General features: G+C 72.6%; 23 protein-coding genes. 10 read left to right on the top strand and 13 right to left on the bottom strand.

The annotated features are described in order from the left end of the window. Position 1: 1 nt before the first annotated feature. The 8 genes from ACN9M0_RS28510 to ACN9M0_RS28475 form a co-directional block, all read right to left on the bottom strand. A complete protein-coding gene (locus ACN9M0_RS28510) occupies positions 2-901 on the bottom strand; it encodes an SUKH-3 domain-containing protein (protein ID WP_426404418.1) in 900 nt (299 codons plus the stop codon). Beyond that, positions 898-1,293: a YwqJ-related putative deaminase gene (locus ACN9M0_RS28505; protein ID WP_366042804.1), complete on the bottom strand. Its 396-nt coding sequence runs from the start codon at positions 1,291-1,293 to the stop codon at positions 898-900. Before ACN9M0_RS28505 ends, ACN9M0_RS28510 begins: the two co-directional genes overlap by 4 nt. Further along, a complete protein-coding gene (locus tag ACN9M0_RS28500) occupies positions 1,286-1,750 on the bottom strand; it encodes an SUKH-3 domain-containing protein (protein ID WP_366042805.1) in 465 nt (154 codons plus the stop codon). Before ACN9M0_RS28500 ends, ACN9M0_RS28505 begins: the two co-directional genes overlap by 8 nt. 18 nt (positions 1,751-1,768) lie before the next feature. Further along, positions 1,769-3,553 carry a YwqJ-related putative deaminase gene (locus ACN9M0_RS28495; protein ID WP_426404417.1) on the bottom strand — a complete coding sequence of 595 codons (1,785 nt, stop codon included), beginning with the start codon at positions 3,551-3,553 and terminating at the stop codon, positions 1,769-1,771. A gap of 78 nt (positions 3,554-3,631) precedes the next feature. Continuing rightward, positions 3,632-4,039 carry a peptide-methionine (R)-S-oxide reductase MsrB gene (gene msrB / locus ACN9M0_RS28490; RefSeq protein ID WP_366042509.1) on the bottom strand — a complete coding sequence of 136 codons (408 nt, stop codon included), beginning with the start codon at positions 4,037-4,039 and terminating at the stop codon, positions 3,632-3,634. 15 nt (positions 4,040-4,054) lie between these two features. Further along, positions 4,055-5,446, bottom strand: a complete 1,392-nt coding sequence (gene murC / locus ACN9M0_RS28485; protein ID WP_366042508.1) for a UDP-N-acetylmuramate--L-alanine ligase — start codon at positions 5,444-5,446, stop codon at positions 4,055-4,057. A 212-nt stretch (positions 5,447-5,658) separates the two neighbouring features. After that, positions 5,659-6,129: an indole-3-glycerol phosphate synthase gene (locus tag ACN9M0_RS28480; protein ID WP_366042507.1), complete on the bottom strand. Its 471-nt coding sequence runs from the start codon at positions 6,127-6,129 to the stop codon at positions 5,659-5,661. 106 nt (positions 6,130-6,235) lie between these two features. Next, positions 6,236-7,006, bottom strand: coding sequence for a pyrimidine reductase family protein (locus ACN9M0_RS28475; RefSeq protein ID WP_399701262.1), 771 nt, complete (start codon positions 7,004-7,006; stop codon positions 6,236-6,238). Between the two features lie 36 nt (positions 7,007-7,042). Here ACN9M0_RS28475 and zapE point away from each other — a divergent pair, with 36 nt between their 5' ends. From zapE to ACN9M0_RS28450, 5 genes are all read left to right on the top strand, one after another. Next, the gene (zapE, locus tag ACN9M0_RS28470; RefSeq protein WP_366042505.1) at positions 7,043-8,128 is read left to right on the top strand and encodes a cell division protein ZapE; all 1,086 of its coding nucleotides are present in this window, start codon (positions 7,043-7,045) and stop codon (positions 8,126-8,128) included. 34 nt (positions 8,129-8,162) lie between these two features. Continuing rightward, the gene (locus tag ACN9M0_RS28465) at positions 8,163-8,588 is read left to right on the top strand and encodes an OsmC family protein (protein ID WP_366042504.1); all 426 of its coding nucleotides are present in this window, start codon (positions 8,163-8,165) and stop codon (positions 8,586-8,588) included. Between the two features lie 133 nt (positions 8,589-8,721). Continuing rightward, positions 8,722-10,083, top strand: coding sequence for an alkaline phosphatase PhoX (locus ACN9M0_RS28460; protein ID WP_426404416.1), 1,362 nt, complete (start codon positions 8,722-8,724; stop codon positions 10,081-10,083). 177 nt (positions 10,084-10,260) lie between these two features. After that, entirely contained in the window at positions 10,261-11,091 is an 831-nt protein-coding gene (locus ACN9M0_RS28455; protein WP_366042511.1) for a PPK2 family polyphosphate kinase, read from the top strand. 237 nt (positions 11,092-11,328) lie between these two features. After that, positions 11,329-12,189 carry a polysaccharide deacetylase family protein gene (locus ACN9M0_RS28450; RefSeq protein ID WP_366042510.1) on the top strand — a complete coding sequence of 287 codons (861 nt, stop codon included), beginning with the start codon at positions 11,329-11,331 and terminating at the stop codon, positions 12,187-12,189. 9 nt (positions 12,190-12,198) lie between these two features. Here the strand turns inward: ACN9M0_RS28450 and ACN9M0_RS28445 are convergent, their stop codons facing one another. Genes ACN9M0_RS28445 through ACN9M0_RS28435 form a run of 3 tightly spaced genes read right to left on the bottom strand, consistent with a single transcriptional unit; the run spans position 12,199 to position 14,485 of the window. Beyond that, positions 12,199-12,849: an ABC transporter gene (locus tag ACN9M0_RS28445; RefSeq protein ID WP_366042502.1), complete on the bottom strand. Its 651-nt coding sequence runs from the start codon at positions 12,847-12,849 to the stop codon at positions 12,199-12,201. Next, positions 12,846-13,811 carry an ATP-binding cassette domain-containing protein gene (locus tag ACN9M0_RS28440; protein WP_366042501.1) on the bottom strand — a complete coding sequence of 322 codons (966 nt, stop codon included), beginning with the start codon at positions 13,809-13,811 and terminating at the stop codon, positions 12,846-12,848. Before ACN9M0_RS28440 ends, ACN9M0_RS28445 begins: the two co-directional genes overlap by 4 nt. Next, positions 13,808-14,485 (bottom strand): AIM24 family protein, encoded by a 678-nt coding sequence (locus ACN9M0_RS28435; protein ID WP_426404415.1) that lies wholly within the window; start codon positions 14,483-14,485, stop codon positions 13,808-13,810. Before ACN9M0_RS28435 ends, ACN9M0_RS28440 begins: the two co-directional genes overlap by 4 nt. Before the next feature lie 71 nt (positions 14,486-14,556). On the opposite strand from ACN9M0_RS28435, the gene ACN9M0_RS28430 reads away from it, so the two are divergent. Next, positions 14,557-15,240: a peptidyl-tRNA hydrolase gene (locus ACN9M0_RS28430; protein ID WP_366042499.1), complete on the top strand. Its 684-nt coding sequence runs from the start codon at positions 14,557-14,559 to the stop codon at positions 15,238-15,240. A 54-nt stretch (positions 15,241-15,294) separates the two neighbouring features. Here ACN9M0_RS28430 and ACN9M0_RS28425 read toward each other — a convergent pair whose 3' ends face one another. Next, on the bottom strand, positions 15,295-15,894 hold the full coding sequence (locus tag ACN9M0_RS28425) for a CGNR zinc finger domain-containing protein (RefSeq protein ID WP_366042498.1): 600 nt from the start codon (positions 15,892-15,894) through the stop codon (positions 15,295-15,297). Between the two features lie 85 nt (positions 15,895-15,979). Between ACN9M0_RS28425 and ACN9M0_RS28420 the strand changes: the two genes are divergently transcribed. The 4 genes from ACN9M0_RS28420 to ACN9M0_RS28405 all read left to right on the top strand — a co-directional run bounded on the left by ACN9M0_RS28420 (position 15,980) and on the right by ACN9M0_RS28405 (position 20,105). Further along, complete coding sequence (locus ACN9M0_RS28420) at positions 15,980-16,762, top strand: MBL fold metallo-hydrolase (RefSeq protein ID WP_366042497.1); 783 nt, start codon at positions 15,980-15,982, stop codon at positions 16,760-16,762. Between the two features lie 111 nt (positions 16,763-16,873). Beyond that, a complete protein-coding gene (locus ACN9M0_RS28415; RefSeq protein WP_366042496.1) occupies positions 16,874-18,268 on the top strand; it encodes a DUF692 domain-containing protein in 1,395 nt (464 codons plus the stop codon). A 2-nt stretch (positions 18,269-18,270) separates the two neighbouring features. After that, entirely contained in the window at positions 18,271-19,317 is a 1,047-nt protein-coding gene (locus tag ACN9M0_RS28410) for a TIGR04222 domain-containing membrane protein (protein WP_366042495.1), read from the top strand. Between the two features lie 62 nt (positions 19,318-19,379). Continuing rightward, positions 19,380-20,105, top strand: coding sequence for a TIGR04222 domain-containing membrane protein (locus ACN9M0_RS28405; RefSeq protein ID WP_366042494.1), 726 nt, complete (start codon positions 19,380-19,382; stop codon positions 20,103-20,105). 198 nt (positions 20,106-20,303) lie between these two features. Here the strand turns inward: ACN9M0_RS28405 and hemQ are convergent, their stop codons facing one another. Next, a complete protein-coding gene (gene hemQ, locus ACN9M0_RS28400) occupies positions 20,304-21,017 on the bottom strand; it encodes a hydrogen peroxide-dependent heme synthase (protein WP_041663021.1) in 714 nt (237 codons plus the stop codon). Positions 21,018-21,019 lie beyond the last annotated feature (2 nt).

Raw genomic sequence — 21,019 nt, 5'->3', positions numbered from 1 at the left:
GTCAGGCCGGGGACTCCGCCCAGTGGGCGAGCCCCCGGGCGCAGGCCTCCAGGGCCTTCGCCGTGGGGCCGGACGTCGCGGACAGCGCGGCCGACAGGATCAGGGCGGCGTCGCCGGCCTCGCCGCCCACCGTCACGGCACAGGCGACCGTCGACGGCGGGCCCTCCGTGCCGGGCGGGGCGGACACCGTCAGGACCAGCTCGCAGGACCCCGCCCGTACCCCTTCCGCCGCGAGACGACCGGTCATCGCCTCGGCGAGCGGCTCGGCGTTGCCCTCAAGCGCCCCCGGGCGCAGCGGGAACTCCTCGTCCACGGCCACGGCGCCGATCCCCCGCAGCGTGGTGGCCCGCAGGTGCAGCGCGCGGGCGCTGTAGACGCCGGAGCTGTGGAGGACGTACACGGCGACGAGGGCGGCTCGCACGGCCGCGCCGAGGTCGCTCTCGCGGCCGGGCAGCGGGTGGCGCCACCGGGGCGGGCGGAGTCGTGCCGGCGCGATCCCGGTGGCGAGCGCCGTCAGACCGTCGTGGACCGTCTCGCCGAGGAGCCAGGGCCCGCCGGGGCCGAGCATCAGGAGCCGGCCGTGCTCGTCGACCGCGAGCGGCGCGTCCGTGTCCGCACGGCCGAGCGGGAAGAGCCGTACGCCGAGGGAGCCGGCGAGCCGGTTCAGGGACGGGACGTCGTGGCGGGCCTCGCGGGGGTCGACCACGCTGCCGACGGCGGCGACCTCCCGGCCGCCGGTCGCGGCGGGCAGGACGGTGAGGCCGTGGAACGCGCGCACGGCCCGCTCGGCGGCGGGGAAGAGCTCCGCGCCGACGGTCACCGCGACGAGGACCGCCAGCATGGCGGCGTCCCCCGCGTCGCGACCGGGCCGCCAGCCGGCTTCCGTCAGTACGTCGCTCATGCCTGGTCGTGGAGGATCGCGATCCCCAGCCGGTCGAGCAGCGCCGAGCACGAGCGGCACACCTCGGCCTCGGTGCCGTGCTCGGGGTCGCCGTGCGGGCGGATCTTCCGGGCGACGATCGCCGCGCCCGCGAAGTGCGGGACGGCCTCGTCGAGGGTGGCGGTGCGGCCGTCGGCGCGCTGCCGGTCGAAGCCGAAGAGCTCGTCGGAGACGAGGGCGGACTCGGCGCAGTAGCCGACGAAGGGCTCGCGCAGGGCCGGCGGAAGCCCGTCGAAGAACTCCCGCACGGCGGGGTGGAGCTGGGGCTCGCCGTCGCCGGTGAGGTTGGTGTGGCTGGTGATCGTGCCGTGGATGAGCAGCGAGGCCGCCGTACCGGGGATCAGGTCAGACATAGAGGTCCTCCGCGTCCTGCATGGGGGGGTGGGCGAGGGAGATCATGGCCTCGTACTTGTCGGCTCCCATGTAGTAGTCACCCGTGTGGTGCATGAAGAAGAACCGGCCCCGTTCGTCCATCAGGACGGGTGAGCCCTCCGAACCGTCGATCCCGATCGGAAAGAGCCGCACGCCGAGGCCCCGGCTCAGCTCGGCGACATCCTCCGGCATGGATCGGTGGCCGAGGTACGGCGAGAAGTAGAGGTAGTCCTCCCGCTGGGCGTCGATCGTGAGGCGCAGACCGCCGTGCTCGGCGAGGAAGGCCGCTGCGGCCTCGAAGAGATCCACCGGGAACCCCGCCGCCCGGTACTCCTCGACGATCTCCGCGATCATCGCCGGTACGGTCTCCGCCACGTCACGTCCCGGGAACCATCCGTACTCCCGGAACCAGGCGTCGACATCCTCTGGGGTGTTCATGCTCGGCATGTGTGCTCCTTATCCGGCGTACGCCGTGATACCGGCCATGTCCATGGCTATCGCGCAGGACCGGCACGGCGGCTTGTACTCACCGTGGCCGAGAGGGTGAGGCTTGATCTGCTCGCCGATCTGCACGCTGTAGACCTGCGCCCCCTTCATCGCGTCGCGGACGTTCTCGACCGAGGTGATCCCGGTGCCGTCGGGGTCCAGCTGCCGGAGCCGGTCCGACACGAGGTTCGCCTCGGCACATTTTCCATGACCCGCGCCGGGGAATCCGTCCTCGGCCCTGATTCGTTGGTCGACCTGGTCGTAGATCGACTGCATCGCCGGGTGCAGGTCAGGGGTCTTCTGCCCGGCTCCCTTGGTGGCGCTGGAGTGGCTGGTGACGACGCCGTCGTGCAGGAGGCTCCCGGCGCACGAGCCGTCGAGGAGATTCGTGCCGGGCGGGAAGTGGGTCTTGGCCAGGTCGATCTTGTGCTTCGGGTCGTCCGGGTTATCGGGGTCGGCCTTGCGCGCCTTGTCCGCGAGATCCCGGGCCTCCTGGACCAGGGCCTCGCGCTGCTGCTCGGGCGTGAGGTGACTGACGTCCAGCGGGTCGGTGCGGTGGTGGCGCATGGTGCCCGCCGAGCTGCCGTGCCAGGGCGGAGCCGGGGTGATGCGGTTGCCGCCGGGGTTGTTGCCGGAGCCGCCGTTGCCGCCACCGCCGGGGGGATTGCCGTTCCCTCCGCCACCGCCGCCCGCACCGCCCTTCCCGTCGTTGTCGTGGTCGCCCTTGCGCTGGCGGGCGAAGCGGTCACGGAGGTCGTCGTCGGTGTTCTTGTGGTCGACCGAGATCTGCTTGACGACCTTCGGGAGCGTCTGGCCGACGTGGTCGCCCATCGTCTTCGCGGCCTTGGTCAGGGCCTCCATCGCCTTGTCCGCGATCGGGTCGATCGCGTCGGCGATCGAGTCACGCCCCCGCGTGCGGCCGTGCGCGGTCTTCGCCTTCGTGAGTTTGCCCGCCGTCTTGCCGTGGATGCTCACGCTGACGGTGTTCAGCTGGGTGGAGGCGTGGGTGTGCTCGGCATGCTCGATGTGCAGGTTCTTCAAGCCGCCACCCGGGCCCTTGGAACCCCCGCCGCCTCCGGCCGAGGCCAGGTGCATGGCCTCCTTGCCGGACTGCACCCCGTCCTTGAAACCGTCCGTACCCGCGCCCTTGGTCTGGTCGAGGTCCACCCCGTCCTGCAGCCCGAGCGCCACCGCGCCCAACTGCACCACCAGGTCCGCCGCCATGCCCTCCAGGGCCGCCACCGCCGGCTCGGTCATCGCCGACACGACGTACCCGACGGCCTCCTCCACACACTCCTTGATCAGCCGCTTGACCACCTCCTGCGTGGCCCGCATCGCCCCCGCACCGATCAACGACGACAGACCGAACGTCACCGGGATCAGCGAGATCGCGATACCCGCCTCGGCGGCCAGATACCCCAGCTGCACCAGCGCCGCGAGCTTCATCCCCTCGATCGCGCCGGCCGCCGTGTCCAGACCGCCCGCGATCGTGCGGGCCGCACCGGAGATGTCCTTGATGTGCTTGGACTTGACCTTGGACCAGTGCTCGTTGAGCGCGTCCATCGACTCGCCCTGGCCCGAGGACAACAAGCGCTCGAAATGGTTGTTCGCGAGCTGACCGTCGTCCTCCAGGTCGTCCGCGAACTCCCGCAGCGCGTCCGCCATCTCGCGGTACGCGTCCTCGTCGACGTTCGGCCAGGCCACACCGATCAGATCGAGAAGGGTGTCGGCCCAGTCCGGAACCGTGACAGCCACGTTTCTGCCCCCCGTTGCCGGCTGTTTGCAATCCGCAACAGTCCTACCACAGGGGGCAGCTGACGTACCGTCCGGGTTTCAGTCCTCCTGGGGCTCCAGGCGCAGCGAGATCGAGTTGATGCAGTACCGCTGGTCCGTCGGGGTCGGGTAGCCCTCGCCCTCGAAGACGTGACCCAGGTGGGAGCCGCAGCGGGCGCAGCGGACCTCGGTGCGGATCATGCCGTGGGTGGTGTCCGCGACCAGTTCGACGGCTTCGCTGTCCTTCGGGTCGAAGAAGGACGGCCAGCCGCAGTGCGACTCGAACTTCTCGTTCGACGTGAAGAGCTCCGCCCCGCAGGCGCGGCAGGAGTAGACGCCCTTCGTCTTCGTGTCGGTGTACTCACCGCGGAACGCGGGCTCCGTGCCGGCCAGCCGGAGCACCTGGTACTCCGACGGGGTCAGCTGCGCCTGCCACTCCTCGTCCGGCTTCTCGACCTCGTACGCCATCGCTCGTCCACTCCCTCAGCTCGACAGGCGGGCGAGGATCTGCGGACCGAGGTCCGTGACGTCGCCCGCGCCCATCGTGAGAACGAGATCGCCGGGGCCGGCCATTCCCGCGATCACGTCGGGGACGGTCGCCTTGTCGTGGACGGGCGTGACGTCGGCGCCGGCGGCGCGGGCCGCCGTGATGATCAGCTCGCTGGTGATGCCCGGGATCGGGTCCTCGCGGGCCGGGTAGATGTCGAGGACCACGGAGGCGTCCGCGAGGGCCAGCGCGTCGCCCATCTCCCTGCCCAGCTCCTGGGTGCGGGAGAAGAGGTGCGGCTGGAAGACGACGAGGAGGCGGGAGGCCCCGGCGGCGCCGCGCATCGCCTCCAGGTCGGCGGTCATCTCGGTGGGGTGGTGCGCGTACGAGTCGATGACCTGCACGCCCTTGGCCTCGCCCTTGAGCTGGAGCCGGCGGCCGACGCCCGTGTAGGCGGTCAGGGCCTGGGCCAGCTCGGCCGGGTCGATGCCGACGCGGGCGCCGGCGGCGAGGGCCGCGGCGGCGTTGTGGGCGTAGTGGCGGCCGGGGACCGAGACGGTGAAGGTGTGCTCGACGCCGTCGAGGAGGACCGTCACCTCGCTCTTCATCCCGTTCGGGACGATCTTCAGGATGCGGGCGTCGGAGTCCTCGGACTCGCCGACGGTGACGATGGCCAGACCCTCGCGGTCCGCGACCCGGCGGGCCAGCTCGCGGGCGCCCGCGTGCTCGCCGACGACCAGGGTGCCGCCGGGGCGGATCTTGGCCGTGAAGGCCTCGAAGGACTCGTAGATCTCGTCCATGGAGGCGTAGTTCGCGTGGTGGTCCAGCTCGACGTTGAGGACGATCGCGACCTCGGGGTCGTACTTCTGGAAGCTGCGGTCGCTCTCGTCGGCCTCGGCGACGAAGACCTCTCCTGCGCCGTGCCGGGCGTTCGTGCCCGGGCCCGCGAGGTCGCCGCCGATGGCGTACGAGGGGTCGAGGCCGAGCTCGGTGAGGGCGACGGCCAGCATGGAGGTGGTGGTCGTCTTGCCGTGCGTGCCGGCGACCGCGATGGCGCGCAGGCCGTCCATGAGGGAGGCGAGCGCGTCGGAGCGGTGGACGACGGGGATGTCGAGCTCGGCGGCGCGGGCCAGCTCGGGGTTGTCGGCGCGGATGGCGCTGGAGACGACGACGGCGGAGGCGTCGTCGGCGAGGTGCTCGGCGGCGTGCCCGATGTGCACGGTGGCGCCGAGGGCGCGCAGCGACTCGGCGGTCGCGGACTCCTTGGCGTCGCTGCCGGCGACCTTGGCGCCGCGCTGGGCGAGGATCTTCGCGATGCCCGACATTCCGGCACCGCCGATGCCGATGAAGTGCGGCCGTTCCATGGCGGCAGGGATGGCGGGTGCCATGCGGATCTCTCCCCTGGGTGCGTCGTGCGTGGAAGCCCCCAGCCTAGTGGTTCCGGCCGAATGACCCCGGCGGGCTCCGAGCCCGTGTCCGCGCCCCCCTGCACGGGACGGCGGATCGCTCCGGCCGGGTCCGCACCCCCTGCACAGGACGCCGGATCGCTCCGGCCGGGTCCGCACCCCCTGCACAGGACGCGGACCCGGTCCGGTCGTCGCTACTCGCTGTGGGCGAAGAGCTTCAGGACGGGGACGCCGACCTTGTGGCGGGCCCGGGAGGCCCAGTCCCGGTGGAAGAACTCCTCCACGTAGTGCGGGGCGGTGAGAACGATCACCTCGTCCGCCTCCGACTCGTCGACCACCGCCTTCATCTTGTCGAGCGGGTGGTCCTCGACGACCTGGCCGACCGCCTCGCAGCCGGCGTTTCTCAGGGCCTGGAGCGAGATCTCCAGGGCCTGCTCGGCGGGGACCCTGGCCGCCTTGCCCTCCGGTTCTTCGCCCTCGCGCGTGGCTTCCTTCAGTTCGCCCATGGCGACGTCGTCGATGGCACGCAGCAGTACATCGGCCTGGTCACCACGCGGCTGCATGAGAACGATGAAGGACACGCCCTCGTCGCCATGCAGGGTGGTGACGAATTCCACGTCGACGGACGTGAGGGGCTTCTCGATCATCAGAACGCTTGTGAACACCTCAGGAGCCCTTCTGCGGAAACCATCCTTCCCCGTGCCCGCACGGGGTCTACGACAGCAAGTGTGCCCAGCGGACGGTAAGCGGAACGACAAATTCCGCCGATTGTCAGATCCGACGGTAGCGGGTGAAGAGGAAGCCGTCCTGCTCCAGCACGGAAGCCACCTGGAAGCGTGTCGGCACGGCCACCGAAGGGCCCCCGGCGATCCGCTGAGCATCACCCGCAGTCATCATCGGCGAGACCGTCAGACACAGCTCGTCGAGGACCCCCGCCCCCACGAACTGGCCGAGCAGCCGGGGCCCGCCCTCGGTCAGCTGGCGCCGCAGCCCGCGCTCCGCGAGCACCGCCGCCGCGCGGGCCGGCACCACCCGGGCCCCGTCGCCCGCGAACAGCACCTCGGCGCCGGCCTCGCGGGCGGCCCGGATCCGCTCGGAGGGCGCGCCCGTCCCGGTGAGGACCAGGGTCGGTACCAGCGGCTCGGTGAAGAGCGGCAGCGAGAAGTCCAGGTTCAGGGAGGCGCTGACCACGGCGATCACGGGCGCCGGGCCCTGTCCGGCGGCGGCGCGGCGGGCCGCGAAGGCCTCGCGTGCGCGGGCCGGGCGGTAGCCCTCCAGACGAACCGTTTCCGCGCCCACCACGACCACGTCGGCGAGCCCGCGCAGGATCCCGAAGATCCGCATGTCCGTATCGGAGGAGAGCGGCTGGGAGCGCCCCTCGTGCTGGCCGGCCCCGTCGAGCGAGGAGACCATGTTGGCCCGCAGCCACGGAACGTCGCCCTCCGGATACGCGTAGGCGTCGGCGAGCGCGTCGAGCGACCACTCCCGGTCGGAGGCGGCGGCAGGGGCTGTCATGTCCGTCACAGGGAAGAGCTGGCGCATGATCGAAGTCTGACACGGCGCTTACAGTGGGGAACTGTGTCGACCCGTGCCCTCACCGAAGCCGCCTCCACCGATGCGGCCCCGCTCTCGCTCTGCTCCCGAGAGCCCCACGTCCCCGCCGACCGGCTCGTCGCGGAGATGGTGCCGCCGCCACGCTTCGACTCCGTACGCTTCGACACGTACCTCCCCGACCCGAACCAGCCGAGCCAGACGGACGCCGTCAAGGCCCTGAGCTCCTTCGCCGAGGGCCTCGGCGGAGCGCACGCCACCGGCGCCGGCAAGCGCCGCTGGTTCGCGAAGAAGCCGGCCGCCCCGAGCGGCCCGCGCGGGGTCTACCTCGACGGCGGGTACGGCGTCGGCAAGACCCACCTGCTCGCCTCGCTGTGGCACGCGACCCCCGCGGAGCCCGCGCTGAAAGCATTCGGCACCTTCGTCGAGCTGACCAATCTGGTCGGCGCGCTCGGCTTCCAGCAGACCGTGAAGACGCTGAGCGAACACCGTCTCCTCTGCATCGACGAATTCGAGCTCGACGACCCGGGCGACACCGTCCTCGTCTCCAGCCTCCTCGGCAAGCTCGTCGAGTCGGGCGTGGCCCTCGCCGCCACCTCGAACACGCTCCCCGGCAAGCTCGGCGAGGGCCGCTTCGCCGCCGCCGACTTCCTCCGCGAGATCCAGGGCCTCTCGGCCCACTTCATGCCACTGCGGATCGACGGCGAGGACTACCGCCACCGCGGTCTGCCCGAAGCTCCGTCCCCGTACTCCGACCAGGTGGTCACCGAGACCGCGTACGCGACGCCGGGCGCCTCCCTCGACGACTTCCCGCACCTGCTCGAACACCTGGCCAAGGTTCACCCGAGCCGGTACGGCGCCCTCACCGACGATCTCAGCGCGGTCTGCCTCACCGACGTCCAGCCGGTCCCGGACCAGTCGACGGCACTGCGGCTCGTCGTCCTCGCCGACCGGCTCTACGACCGCGAGATACCCGTGCTCGCCTCCGGTCTTCCGTTCGACCGGCTCTTCAGCGACGAGATGCTGAACGGCGGCTACCGCAAGAAGTACTTCCGGGCGATCTCCCGGCTCACCGCGCTCGCCCGCGACGCGAAGGGACTCGTCGCGCAGTAGCTTGGGGGCCGTACCCGATCGAAAGGGATCCACCATGGCCACCGTGCGTCACGCCCACACCGTCTGGCAGGGCGACCTCCTCAAGGGCTCCGGCGTCGTCACCCTCGACTCCTCCGGTCTCGGTTCGTACGACGTCTCCTGGCCGGCACGGTCGGAGGAGCCCAACGGCAAGACGAGCCCCGAGGAGCTCATCGCCGCCGCGCACTCCTCCTGCTTCTCGATGGCCTTCTCGAACGGCCTGGCGAAGGCGGGCCACGCGCCCGAGCGCCTGGAGACGAAGGCCGACGTCACCTTCCAGCCGGGCGAGGGCATCACGGGCATCCACCTGACCGTGCGCGGCAAGGTCTCGGGCCTGGACGCGGACGAGTTCAAGGCGCTCGCCGAGGACGCGAAGAAGAACTGCCCGGTCAGCCAGGCCCTCACCGGCACGACCATCACGCTCACCGCCGAACTGGCCTGACACCAGGTCAGAACGGGCGCCACATGGGGAAGTTGTGGCCCGCATAGTTCACGCGCTCCGAGAGTGCGTGATACACACATGCGGGTCACACGTCACATCACACCTGTCCGCCAACAGGAAAAGTGGGTGCCTCATGTCCGCAACACGACGTCAGCTCCTCTCCCGCACCGGCGCCTCCGTCGCCGGGATCGCCTTCACGGGCGCCCTCTCCGAACTCTTCGCCGGAAGCGCGGCGGCCGCGAGCCGCCGGGGAGGCTACGGCCCCCTCGTACCGGACCCGGACGGTCTCCTCGACCTCCCGGCCGGCTTCCGCTACCGGGTCCTCTCCCGGCAGGGCGATCCGCTCCGCTCCGGCGAGGGTCCCGTCCCCAGCAACCACGACGGCATGGGCGCCTTCGCCGGCCGCCGCGGCCGGGTGCACCTCGTCCGCAACCACGAGAACCGTGTCACCGGAAAGATCGCCGTCCCCACCGTCCCCGGTCTCACGTACGACCCGGCGGGCAAGGGCGGCTGCACGGTCCTCGAACTCGACGGCCGGAACAACGTCCTCGGCGAGCGGGTCGCCGTCGCCGGGACCGCCGTCAACTGCGCGGGCGGGCCCACGCCGTGGAACACCTGGCTGACCTGCGAGGAGACCGAGGACCGGGCCGGCACCAACGGCTACACCAAGGACCACGGCTTCATCTTCGAGGTCGACGGCGCCGACCCGCACCGCACCGGAGCCGTCCCGCTCACCGCGATGGGCCGCTTCCAGCACGAGGCGATCGCGATCGACCCGGCGAGCGGCATCGTCTACGAGACGGAGGACGCGTTCGAGCACCCCTTCGGCCTCTTCTACCGCTTCCTCCCCGAGAAGCCGCTCGGCGGCACCGGCTCGCTGCGCGCGGGCGGCACCCTGGAGGCCATGCGGGTGCCCGGCGTACCGGACCTCTCCCTCATCCAGGAGACCGGCGCCCGCTTCGAGGGCGTCGAGTGGGTCCCCGTACCGGACCCGCTGGCGACCGGGACCCCCATCCGGCACCAGGACTTCGGCCCCGGCGGCATCACGCACGCCCAGAAGCTGGAGGGCTGCTACTGGGGCGGGCGGGCCGTCTACTTCGTGTCCTCCTTCGCCCGGGCCAAGGACGGCTCGGCGGCCACGCACTTCGGCCAGGTGTGGAAGTACGAGCCGCACCGGCGCCGCCTCACGCTCGTCGTCGTCTTCGGCCCGAGCACCGACGTCCAGCTCCCCGGCGAGTCCCCGGACAACATCTGCCTGGCGCCGACCGGAGGCCTGATGGTCTGCGAGGACGGCAACGGGGCGCAGCACGTCTTCGGGGTGAGCCCGCGGGGCGAGGTGTACGCGGTCGCGCGCGGCGCGCAGAACATCGGCACGCCGGAGGCCCCGGAGTGGGGCGAGTTCGCGGGCGTCACCTTCTCCCCGGACCGGAGCACGATGTACGTCAACTGCTACACGCCCGGCACGACCTTCGCGGTGACGGGCCCCTGGTGCTGAGCTGACCGCGTGCGGGGGACCGGATTCCGTCGCAGGATCGGGAGAGGAGGACGACGGTCGGCGCGGCGGAAGGGGCACGAGGTGGCGAAGAAGGAAGGCGGGAAGAAGGACGGCGGAAATAGGGACGGCGGGAAGAAGAGCGCCGGCAAAGGGCAGCGGAAGGCTCCCGAACCCGTCCTGCGCGAGGTCCTCCGGGTCCCCGAGGGGGAGCGGATCGACCTCACCGCGTACGACGCGAGGGCGACCCCCGCCGGTCCCACCGACAAGGCGGCGGGGCTCGCCGCCACCGCCGCCCTCGGCCCGCGCCTCGCCGACCTCCAGGAGCGGCTGTACGCGTCGAGCACCGCCGGCGACCGCCGGCGCGTGCTCCTCGTCCTCCAGGGCATGGACACCAGCGGCAAGGGCGGCACGGTCAAACACGTCATCGGCCTCTTCAACCCGTCCGGTTGCCGCATCCGCGCCTTCAAGGCCCCGACGCCGGAGGAGCGGAACCATCCGTTCCTCTGGCGGATCATGCGGGCGCTCCCCCAGCCGGGCGAGATCGGCATCTTCGACCGCTCGCACTACGAGGACGTCCTCATCGCCCGCGTCCGCGACCTGGTCCCCCGCCGGATGCTCGGCCGACGCTACGGGCAGATCAACCGCTTCGAGAAGTCCCTCGCCGAGGACGGCGTGACCGTCGTCAAGGTCTTCCTCCACCTCTCGTACGAGGAACAGCGCGCCCGGCTCCTCGAACGCCTGGACAACCCCGACAAGCACTGGAAGTTCAACCCGGGCGACATCGAGGAGCGCGCGCTGTGGCCGGCGTACCGGCAGGCGTACGAGATCGCCCTGGAACGCTGCACGACGGACGAGGCGCCGTGGTACCTGGTCCCGGCGGACCGCAAGTGGTACCGCAACTGGGCGATCAGCAAACTGCTGCTCGAACACCTGGAGGCGCTGGACCCGACGTACCCGCCGGGGGACTTCGACGTGGAGGAGTGCCGCGCGCGGCTACTGGCCACGTGAGCGGCGCCGCCGCGCGGCGACGGTGCCGTCGACGAGGGCCGGCCTTCCGTCGCGGGCCATGGCGGTGAGGAACCGGTCGAGGAGTGCGGGGTTGGCCGCATGCATCAGTTGCTCGGCGACCGAGCTCCGTGGTGTGCGTCAGCTCAGCGCGTGGACTCGGGTGCTGCTGCTGTCGAGTCGCGAGCGTTAAGCACTTTGATCGGATAACTTCCGAACGTGAACACTTCTGTACGAAAGATGGCGGCGCTCGGTCTTCTGAGCGCCGCCCTCGTCGGCTGCGGCAGCAGCGCGGAGACCCCCGCCCCCAAGGCCGCGGCGGAGGCGACCGTCGCCCACAGCCCCTCGCCCAGGGCCAGCGCGGCCGCCCCCGGCCCGAAGCCCGCGCGCGTCCCCGCCGCCCCGCCCACCATGGCGCCCGGCCCCGGCGGCCTCACCCCCGTGTACACGCGCCGCGCGAAGGGCGCCGAGAAGGTCGTCGCACTCACGTTCGACGCCGACATGACGGCCGATCAGGGACCCCGGGCGGCACGCGGGGAACACTTCGACAACCCCGAGCTCATCGCGACCCTGCGCCGGCTCAAGGTGGACGCGACCGTGTTCATGACCGGGCGCTGGGCGGAGGAGTACCCCGACCAGGCCAAGTCCATCGGCGGCGATCCGCGCTTCGAGATCGCCAACCACTCCTACAGCCACTACGCCTTCGCGTCCCCCTGCTACGGGCTGCCGACCGTCGCCGGCCCCGACATGGCGTCCGACGTACAGCGCGCCTTCGACGCCTTCCGCGACGCCGGGGCCGTCAACGTCGTCCCGTACTTCCGCTTTCCCGGCGGCTGCTACGACGACGCGGCCCTGCGCGCCCTCGCTCCCGCCGGAGTCACCGCGGTCCAGTGGGACGTGGTCAGCGGCGACGCCTTCGCGAAGGACGCGGATGCCGTCGCCGAGCAGGTCCTCGACGGGGTGAAGCCCGGTTCGCTCGTCGTCATGCACTGCACGCGCAGCGCCGCCCCCGTGACCGAGCGGGCGATCCGCCGGATCGTCCCGGAGCTGCGGGCCCGCGGCTACCGCTTCGTGAAGGTCTCGGAGCTCATGAGCCGCTGACCCGGCACCTCATTCCAGGCGCGCCGTGGCCCGGCACGCCAGGGCCGCCGTCGCCGCCGCGAGCAGCAGCGCGCCGCCGCACGCGAGCCACGGCGGGTCGGCGGTCGTCGTGCGGGCGCCGGTGACCAGGGCGGTCATGGCGTGCTTCGCCGGGGAACCGGTGGTCACGAGCGCGAGGAGCGAACCGAGGACGAGCGCGGCGACGGACCAGCCGGGTGCCCGCAGGAACGGCCGGGAGGCCAGCGCGCCGACGACGGCTCCCGTCAGGGCGCAGGCCAGGGCCGCGAGGAGCCCGGCGGTGGCGGCGGCGGGCACGGTGACCCCGCGCCGGTTGCCGATCGCCGTCACCACGAGGACGGCGACCGTGCCGACGAGGACCGGCCAGGCGGCCCCGGTGAGGAGCGCCGCGAGATGCGCGCGGCCCCGGCCGGCCGCCGCCGCGACCACGGTCCGGGCGGCGGTCGGCTCCTGCGTGAGGCAGATCCGTACCGACCAGGCGGACACCGGGAGCAGCGCGGCGGCTGTGAAGCCGAGCGCGCCGAGCACCGGTTCGCCGGCCTGGACGCCGACGCCGATGAAGGCCGCGTACAGGAGAAGCGGTGCCAGCCAGCGCTGGGAGCGGAGCAGCAGACCCGACTGGTAGCGCAGGAGCGCCGTCATACCCGTACGCCTTCGGTGCCGAGGTGGTGGATGTGCCAGGACGCGGCGAGCAGCGCGCCGAGGAGGGCGTCGGAGTGCGCCGCGTCCACGGTGAGGACGGTGGTGCCGCCGGGGCCGGGGGTGACGACCGGGTCACCTGGCGGATGCCCGGGGAGCGACGTTCCGCCGGAGACGACGATACGGACGCAGGCCCCGGGGGCGACGGGAGCGGCCCCCGGCAGGGGCACGGCGGGACCGGGCCCGATCCCGCCCGCCGACCCACCGACCGCCCTCGGCCGGCTCCCGGGCCGGGCACCCCGCAGTCCCCCGCCCGTCGTCACGGACTCGGGCCCGGCCGACGCAGGCACCGGCGCCATCTCCCGTACCCCGCCGCCCTCCACCCCGTACACCACCGCCGACTCCCCCTCCAGCCGACGGGGGTCGTGGTCGACGAAGACGACCGTCGCGCCCGCCGCGAGGCGTTCGCGGACGGCGGTGTCCAGTTCGGCGCGGGCGCCGGTGTCGAGGCCGGTCCAGGCCTCGTCGAGGACGAGCAGCGCCGGGTCGGCGAGGAGCGCCTGGGCGACGGCGACCTTCTGGCTGGTGCCCTTGGAGAGCTCCGAGAGCCCGGTCCCGGCGTGCGCCCCGGCCCCGAAGCGCTCCAGCCACTCCCCCGCCCGGGCCCGCGCCGACGCCCGGTCGAGGCCCTGGACGCGTCCGAGGTGGACCAGGTAGTCGACGGCCGTGAACGGCAGGGCGACGGGGAACCGTTCGGGGACGTACGCGGTGCGGGCCGGCCGCCCGGTGACGCGGCCCTCGGTGGGCGCGTCGACGCCGGCGAGCAGCCGGAGCAGCGTGGACTTGCCGGTGCCGTTGGCGCCGACGACCCGGACGAGGGCGGCGGCCGGCAGGTCGAGCGACACCTCCCTCAGCACCCACGGCCCCCGCAGGCCGTGCCGCCGCCCGACGTGCTCCAGCCTCAATTCGAGGTGTTCTTCTGCGGGGTGAGCTCGCTCGGCCGGACGACGACGAAGCCCTGGCCGTCCAGCCTGAGCTGCACGGCCTCGCCCGAGCCGCCGCGGAGCATCGAGCCGAGGGACTGCGAGCGGTGCAGCGAGGTGTGCAGCTGCTCGCTCCAGCCGACGACGGCGTCCGTGTCGACGCAGACGGGTGCCTCCGGGGTGACGGGGATGACGATCGGGCTGCCCTCGCACATCAGGGCGACCTTGCCGTAGCCGGAGAAGACGGAGTTGAACAGGCCGCCGCCGGTTATGCCGGCGCCCTTCACCGTCCTGATCTCGTAGTGGAGGGTGGAGTCGAAGCAGAGCACGTTGCGACCGTTGACCGAGAACGCGTCGCCCTGCTCGATCTCGACGATGAAGCAGTTCTGCGCCTCGTGCGCGAACCAGGCCTCGCCCTGGCCGCGTACGGCCATCAGCGCCAGACCCTCACCCGTGACGGCGCGCTTGAGCATGCCGCCGATGCCCTGGCCCTTGCGCTCGAACTGGAGGTCGCCGCGGAAGGCGATCATCGAACCCTGGCGGGCGTGCATCTCGCCGCTCACGGTGTACTTGACCGACTTGGCGTTCTGCAGGGTCATCCCCGGGAAGGTCGCCGCCTCGGCGAGGTGCTCGCCGGCAAAAAGATCGCTCTTCATGAGGGGCATCCTGGCCCGGAAGCGATGATTCCCACAAGAATCGTTCCTCACGACGGTGGCAGACTTGCCGGGTGAGCAGCAACGAGACCGATCTCCGCGATGAGAAGCCCCAGTTCGTCCTCCCCCTGGTCGTCCGGATCGAGCGCGACGCGCCCCCGAGCCGCACCGACGCCCTGGAGACCGCGGCGCGGGCCGTCCTGGAGATCCTGACCGACGACCGCTCCCTCGACGACGGCGAGTGGGCTCAGGCGATGACCGACTGGCAGGACGCCCGGATCCGCAAGGTGGTGCGCCGGGCGCGCGGCGCGGAATGGCGCCGTGCGAACACGCTGCCGGGCATCACGGTGACCGGCGCGGAGGCGGAGGTACGGGTGTTCCCGCCGGTCCCGCTCGACGGCTGGCCCAAGGACCTCGCCAAGCTCCAGGTGTCCGGCACCGACCTCGACGACCCGGCCGCGCCCGGCCCCGTGCCGGAGGGGGCCGCGGTGCTGTGGCTCAACCCGGAGCTCGACATGTCGGCCGGCAAGGCGATGGCCCAGGCCGGCCACGGGGCGCAGCTGCTGTGGTGGGCGATGCCGGAGGCCGACCGGAAGGCCTGGCGCGAGGCGGGCTTCCCGCTGGCGGTGCGGACCGCGAAGGCCGAGGACTGGGCGGGCCTGACGTCGAGCGGCCTGCCGGTGGTGCGGGACGCCGGCTTCACGGAGATCGCCCCGGGCTCGTGCACGGTGGTGTCCGCGTTCCCGAAGCTCGCCTGACGCCCCCCGTTCTCCTTCTCCGAACCCCGCGCCGGTCATCCGGCGCGGGGTTCGTCAGTCTGCCTCCGGGCGGGTGCGACGGGCGTAGGCGCGGGCGGCGCGGGCGCGGTCGCCACAGCGGGTGGAGCACCAGTGGCGGCGTCCGCGGCGCAGCAGGTAGCGGGTGCAGGGGGCGGAGCCGCAGGCGGTGAGGCGGTCGGCCTCGGGGCCGGTGAGGAGGTCGGCCGCGTCGGCCGCGAGCGTCGCGAGGGCGCGGGCGAGGATCTCGTCGGTGGGACAGAGGGTCGCGCGGTAGGGCCCGTTCTTCTCGTCCCAGTACAGCAGGGCGGCCGCGGGCGCCCCGCTCAGCGCCTCGTTGACGGCGGAGAGCGCCGGGGGCAGGGCGGGCAGCCCGGCGACGCGGGCGGCGAACAGCGCCCTGATGTGTTCGCGCAGGGCGCGCAGTTGCGCCACGCACATCTCCGAGACCCCGGCGTCGGCCGGCGCGAGTCCGTGCGCGGTGAGCCACCGGTTCACGTCCTCGGGGCTGCCGAGAGCGTCGGCGAAGTGCCCTCCCGGCAGTGCGACGGCGCTGTTGACGAAGTCGAGGGCGAGGTGGTCCTCCGCGCCCGGCGCGGGCGGGAGGACGGTTTCGACGGTCGAGGTCTCGCTCATGGTCCTCATGGTACGGGTTGCTTTCATCCGTGAGTCACCCTCTATGATCCTCACGGATACACCACCACCTATTCGTGAGGTTCTGATGGCCGACACCAGCATGCCCACCGCACAGCTCCCCGTCCGTGTCCTCGGCGGCCCGACCGCCCTCTTCGAGTACGGCGGTCTGCGGTTCCTGACGGACCCCACCTTCGACGGCCCCCGCGACTACCCCGTCCCGGGCGGCCGGCTGACGAAGACCGCGCCCGCCTCCGCCGCGCCGGCCGACCTCGGCCGGATAGACGTGGTCCTCCTCTCCCACGACGAACACCCCGACAACCTCGACGAGTCCGGCCGGGCCCTGCTCGCCGACGTCGCCCTCACCCTGACCACGCCGGGCGGCGGACAGCGCCTGGGCGCGGGCGCCAGGGGGCTGGCCGACTGGGAGCAGGTCGAACTGGACCGCCCCGACGGCGGCACCCTCACCGTCACGGCCGTTCCCGCGCTCCACGGGCCCGGCACGCGCGAGGAGGTCGAGGCGGTCACCGGCCAGGTGGTCGGCTTCGTCCTGACCGGGGAGGGCCTGCCCACGGTCTATGTCAGCGGCGACAACGCCTCGCTCGGCGCGGTGAAGGAGATCGCCGAACGCTTCGGCCCCGTCGACACCGCGATCCTCTTCGCCGGAGCTCCCCGCTTCCCCCAGCTGTTCGGCGGCGAGCAGATCGTCCTCGACAGCGCGCAGGCCGCCGAGGCCACCACGATCCTCGGCGCCCGCCGGGTGGTTCCCGTCCACTGCGACAGCTGGGCGCACTTCACCGAGGGCCGGGACGACCTGGTCGCCGCCTTCACCGACGCCGGGCTGCTCGACCGCCTGGACCTGGGCGAGTGAGCGCCATTCGGGTCCGCAACCTCAAATGAAGCTCTGAACGTCCCCCTCCTGGGGTTCGAACGATCCCGCCGGGGTCATCAGGTGGATGACTGAGGACCGAAGGAGGGGGACATGACGGAACTCGGCATCGGCATCGGCTGGCGTCCCGAGATCGCGGAGGCGGTGGAGGGGCTGTCCGGCGTCGACTGGGTGGAGGTCGTCGCGGAGAACATCTGCGCCGACCATCTGCCCGACTCGCTGACCCGGCTGCGCGAGCGCGGCGTGACGGTCGTCCCGCACGGCGTCTCGCTCGGGCTCGGCGGCGCGGACCGGCCGGACCCGGCGCGGCTCGCGGCGCTCGGGGAGAAGGCGCTGGCCCTGGGGGCGCCGCTGGTGACGGAGCACATCGCGTTCGTACGGGCCGGGGGGCCGCTCACCGCGACCCCGCTGCTCGAAGCGGGCCACCTGCTGCCCGTACCCCGGACCCGGGACGCGCTCGACGTGCTCTGCGAGAACGTGCGCATCGCGCAGGACGCGCTGCCCGTGCCGCTCGCCCTGGAGAACATCGCGGCCCTGATCGCCTGGCCGGGCGAGGAGATGACGGAGGGGCAGTTCCTGGCGGAGCTGGTGGAGCGTACGGGGGTACGGCTCCTCATCGACGTCGCCAACCTGCACACCAACCACGTCAACCGGGGCGAGGACCCGGCCCGGGCCCTGTCCGAACTGCCGGTCGAGGCGATCGCGTACGTGCACGTGGCGGGCGGGGTCGAACGGGACGGCGTCTGGCACGACACCCACGCCCACCCGGTACCGGGGGCCGTGCTGGATGTGCTGGCCGACCTCGCGTCGCGCGTCTCCCCGCCGGGAGTGCTCCTTGAGCGGGACGACGACTTCCCGCCGGCGGAGGAGCTGGCGGCGGAACTGAAGACGATCCGTGAGACCGCCGCTGTGGGCATACGTGCCGCAAGGGCGGAACGGGGCACAGCCCACGCGCACGGCGCCCGTCCTCTGGTACCCGCACCCCGACAGGCCTCACTGCTGATCGGCGCCGGGGCGAGGGTCTCGGGAGGCCCGATGCCCGGGGCGGCACCCGTCGTCGAGGAGCCGGCACCCTGCGAGGGGGCACGCCAACGCCTCGCCGTCACCCAGGCCGCACTGCTCTCCGCCCTCGTCGCCGGCACCCCCGTCCCCGAAGGCTTCGACTCCCACCGGATCGGGGTCCAGAGCCGCGCCCTCGCCGCCAAGCGGGCCGGAGTCGTCGCGAAGGTCGCACCGGAGCTGCCGGAGATCCTCGGCAAGGGCTTCCGGCCCGCGTTCCTCGCCTACGCCAGGTCCCGTCCCATGACCGGCGGCTACCGCCGGGACGCCCTCGACTTCGCCGAGCACCTGCTGGTCGCCGGGCGCCCGGAGGATCCGACGGCACGGAAGCGGCTCACGGAGTGGTGGCAGGACCGTTCCGGCAGCCGCCCGCCGGGCCGTGCCACCCGGCTCGTCCGGGCCGCCCGCCACGCCCTCGTACGGAGATGACCATGGACCTCCTGCTCGTGCTCGTCTACCTCGCAGCCGCCGCCGGCATCGCTCTCGTCATCACGCGGGTCGCCCGGACGCGCGGCGGTCCGGGCGGCCCGGTCCACGACCGGTACGAGGTCGCCTTCCTCAACGGCGGCCCGGCCCGCGTCGTCGACACCGCCCTCGCCGCCCTCCAGGCGGACGGCAGGCTCGCGATCGGCGGCCCCGGCATCGTCGCGGTCGTCCGCCCCACCGCGTACGACCCGGTCGAGCGCGCCGTGCTCCAGGAGCACGCCGCCGCCCCGCACGGGGCCCTGCACCACCTGCGGATGGGCGTGATGCGGCACCCGGCGGTCCAGGAGATCGGCGACGCCCTCGGGGCGCGCAAGCTGGTGGTCGACCCGGCGACGCGGCGGACCACCGGCCGCTGGTGCGCGGCCCTCGGTCTGACGGCGTTCGTCCTCTTCCCGGTCTCGATCGTCCTGACGGTGATCGACTTCACCACCGACCCGGAGTTCCATCTCCCGTTCGTCATCAAGGTGCTGCCGGCGCTGTTCGCCGCCGGCATCACCGGCATCGTGTGCGGGTCCATCTCCGCCAAGCAGGTCACCTCGGCCGGGCGCCGGGCGGTCTTCGCGTACGGGCGGGCGCACGGCCATGTCGCGGACGCCGGCCACCTCGTGGCCCTCCACGGGCTGCGGGCCCTGCCGGACCCGGTGCTCCGCGAACAGCTCGTCGCGGCCGCCCGGTTCTACGCGCCGCCGCGGCGGAACGGGCGCGGCGGGAGGCCCTCGCCGTCGCACTTCTCCTCCTCCGACGCGGCCGTCCTCGGCGTGGCGACCGAGTGGTGCGCGACCAACAGCTCCTGCGGAGGGGGTGGCGGGAGCTCCTGCTCGGGCGGCGGCTCGTCCTGCTCGTCCGGTTCCTGCTCCTCGGGCTCCTGCTCCGGCGGCGGGTCGAGCTGCGGCGGCTCCGGTGGCAGTTCCTGCTCCAGCGGCAGTTCGTGCTCCAGTTCCAGCTCGTGTTCGAGTTCGAGTTCCAGCTCGTGTTCCAGCTCCAGCAGCTGAGCGTCCCCGGCCGGGCGGCCATTCGGGTGGCGGGCGTGACCGTCCTCCCGTAGAACCGGGACATGGTCTGGGTTCCGCTTCTCCTGGTGGCGTACGTCGTGGCCGGTGTCGGCTGTGCGCGGGTCTGCCGTGCCTCGCTCGCCGCCGCCCGGCCCCGCCAGACGCCCGGCGGTACGGGTGAACTCACCGTCTGCGAGGCGGCCTACCTCGCGGGCGGGCCGCTCCGGGTCACCGATCTGACCCTGGTCTCGATGCACCGGGCGCGGCGGCTGCTGCTCGCCCACACCGGCTGGGCGACGGTCGTGGACGCCTCCGGTGCCGGGGACGAGCTGGAACGCGCGGTGCTCGGTGCCATCGGCCCCGCCGGCCAGTCGCCGGTGCCTGCCGTCCGACCGGTGGTCGCCGCCGCCGAGTCCGTACGTCTCCTCGCGGAGGGTCTCGTCGACCGGGGGCTCGCCGTGTCCGAGGAGGGCCGCCGCGAGGTCGCAGCCGGGGTGCGGGCGGTACGCGCGGGGTTCCTGCTGACCCTGGTGCTCGGGACGGTCGCGGCGCTCCTGGTGCCGGGGTCCGAACGGGCCCCGGTGGTCGCCGGGTTCGCGCTGCCGCTGCTCGGGTCGGGGCTCTGCCTGCTGATCGGGCGGATCGAGGTGTATCCGTACACCCGCTGGGCCTCCCCGGCCGGGCAGCGGCTGCTCTCCGGGCTCTCGCCGTCCGATCCGCTCACGGCTCTCGCGACGCGCGGTCCCGCCGTCCTGGAGCCTGAGCTCCGCGCGGCCCTGCGGGGCTGAGGGCCCGCGCGGTCCCACGACCGTGAAAAGGTCCCGGAAATGACGCCGGTGCGGCGCGCGAGACGCGCGCCGCACCCGGAGCCGGACCCGGTGTCGCTGGAGCGCCGGGCAATGGTGCCGCCCGCCGTCTGATCTTCCGGGTCAAGGGGTGGCGCGCCCGGCCGGGAGCCGGGCGCGCCACCAGGTTTCGTACGGCCGTCAGGCCAGGCCCGCCACCAGGTCGGCGACGCTCTTGCGGCGGCCGGTGTAGAACGGGACCTCTTCGCGGACGTGCATCCGCGCCTCGGAGGCGCGCAGGTGGCGCATGAGGTCGACGATGCGGTGCAGCTCGTCGGCCTCGAAGGCGAGCAGCCACTCGTAGTCGCCGAGCGAGAAGGAGGCGACCGTGTTGGCGCGGACGTCGGGGTAGCCGCGGGCCATCTTGCCGTGGTCGGCGAGCATGCGGCGGCGGTCCTCGTCCGGCAGCAGGTACCAGTCGTAGGAGCGCACGAAGGGGTACACCGAGACGTAGTCGCGCGGGTTCTCGTCGGCCAGGAAGGCCGGGATGTGCGACTTGTTGAACTCGGCGGGGCGGTGCAGCGCCATGTTCGACCAGACCGGCTCCAGAGCGCGGCCCAGCTTGGTGCGGCGGAAGAGGTTGTACGCCTCCTGGAGCTCGTCGCTCGTCTCGGCGTGCCACCAGATCATGACGTCGGCGTCGGCGCGCAGACCGGACAGGTCGTACGTGCCGCGGATCGTGATGTCCTTGGCCGCGAGCTGGTCGAACAGCTCCTGGACCTCGTCGGCGTAACCGCCGCGGTCCTCGGGGAGAACGTCGCGCAGCTTGAAGACGGACCACAGGGTGTAGCGGATGACCTCGTTGAGGTCCTTCGCCTTCTTACCGGCGTTCGGGATCTTTTCGGGCGCACTCATAC

The sequence above is a fragment of the Streptomyces sp. R-07 genome (genome assembly GCF_049913175.1).
In the GTDB taxonomy this organism is placed as follows: domain Bacteria; phylum Actinomycetota; class Actinomycetes; order Streptomycetales; family Streptomycetaceae; genus Streptomyces.
This window is presented reverse-complemented; position numbering and strand designations above follow the sequence as displayed.

Excerpts from the sequence above, each read along its gene's own strand:
- ACN9M0_RS28510 (WP_426404418.1), bottom strand. The coding sequence starts at position 901 with ATGAGCGACGTACTGACGGAAGCCGGCTGGCGGCCCGGTCGCGACGCG.
- ACN9M0_RS28505 (WP_366042804.1), bottom strand. The coding sequence starts at position 1,293 with ATGTCTGACCTGATCCCCGGTACGGCGGCCTCGCTGCTCATCCACGGC.
- ACN9M0_RS28500 (WP_366042805.1), bottom strand. The coding sequence starts at position 1,750 with ATGAACACCCCAGAGGATGTCGACGCCTGGTTCCGGGAGTACGGATGG.
- msrB (WP_366042509.1), bottom strand. The coding sequence starts at position 4,039 with ATGGCGTACGAGGTCGAGAAGCCGGACGAGGAGTGGCAGGCGCAGCTG.
- murC (WP_366042508.1), bottom strand. The coding sequence starts at position 5,446 with ATGGCACCCGCCATCCCTGCCGCCATGGAACGGCCGCACTTCATCGGC.
- ACN9M0_RS28475 (WP_399701262.1), bottom strand. The coding sequence starts at position 7,006 with ATGCGCCAGCTCTTCCCTGTGACGGACATGACAGCCCCTGCCGCCGCC.
- ACN9M0_RS28465 (WP_366042504.1), top strand. The coding sequence starts at position 8,163 with ATGGCCACCGTGCGTCACGCCCACACCGTCTGGCAGGGCGACCTCCTC.
- ACN9M0_RS28460 (WP_426404416.1), top strand. The coding sequence starts at position 8,722 with ATGTCCGCAACACGACGTCAGCTCCTCTCCCGCACCGGCGCCTCCGTC.
- ACN9M0_RS28450 (WP_366042510.1), top strand. The coding sequence starts at position 11,329 with ATGGCGGCGCTCGGTCTTCTGAGCGCCGCCCTCGTCGGCTGCGGCAGC.
- ACN9M0_RS28445 (WP_366042502.1), bottom strand. The coding sequence starts at position 12,849 with ATGACGGCGCTCCTGCGCTACCAGTCGGGTCTGCTGCTCCGCTCCCAG.
- ACN9M0_RS28435 (WP_426404415.1), bottom strand. The coding sequence starts at position 14,485 with ATGAAGAGCGATCTTTTTGCCGGCGAGCACCTCGCCGAGGCGGCGACC.
- ACN9M0_RS28425 (WP_366042498.1), bottom strand. The coding sequence starts at position 15,894 with ATGAGCGAGACCTCGACCGTCGAAACCGTCCTCCCGCCCGCGCCGGGC.
- ACN9M0_RS28420 (WP_366042497.1), top strand. The coding sequence starts at position 15,980 with ATGGCCGACACCAGCATGCCCACCGCACAGCTCCCCGTCCGTGTCCTC.
- ACN9M0_RS28415 (WP_366042496.1), top strand. The coding sequence starts at position 16,874 with ATGACGGAACTCGGCATCGGCATCGGCTGGCGTCCCGAGATCGCGGAG.
- ACN9M0_RS28410 (WP_366042495.1), top strand. The coding sequence starts at position 18,271 with ATGGACCTCCTGCTCGTGCTCGTCTACCTCGCAGCCGCCGCCGGCATC.
- ACN9M0_RS28405 (WP_366042494.1), top strand. The coding sequence starts at position 19,380 with ATGGTCTGGGTTCCGCTTCTCCTGGTGGCGTACGTCGTGGCCGGTGTC.
- hemQ (WP_041663021.1), bottom strand. The coding sequence starts at position 21,017 with ATGAGTGCGCCCGAAAAGATCCCGAACGCCGGTAAGAAGGCGAAGGAC.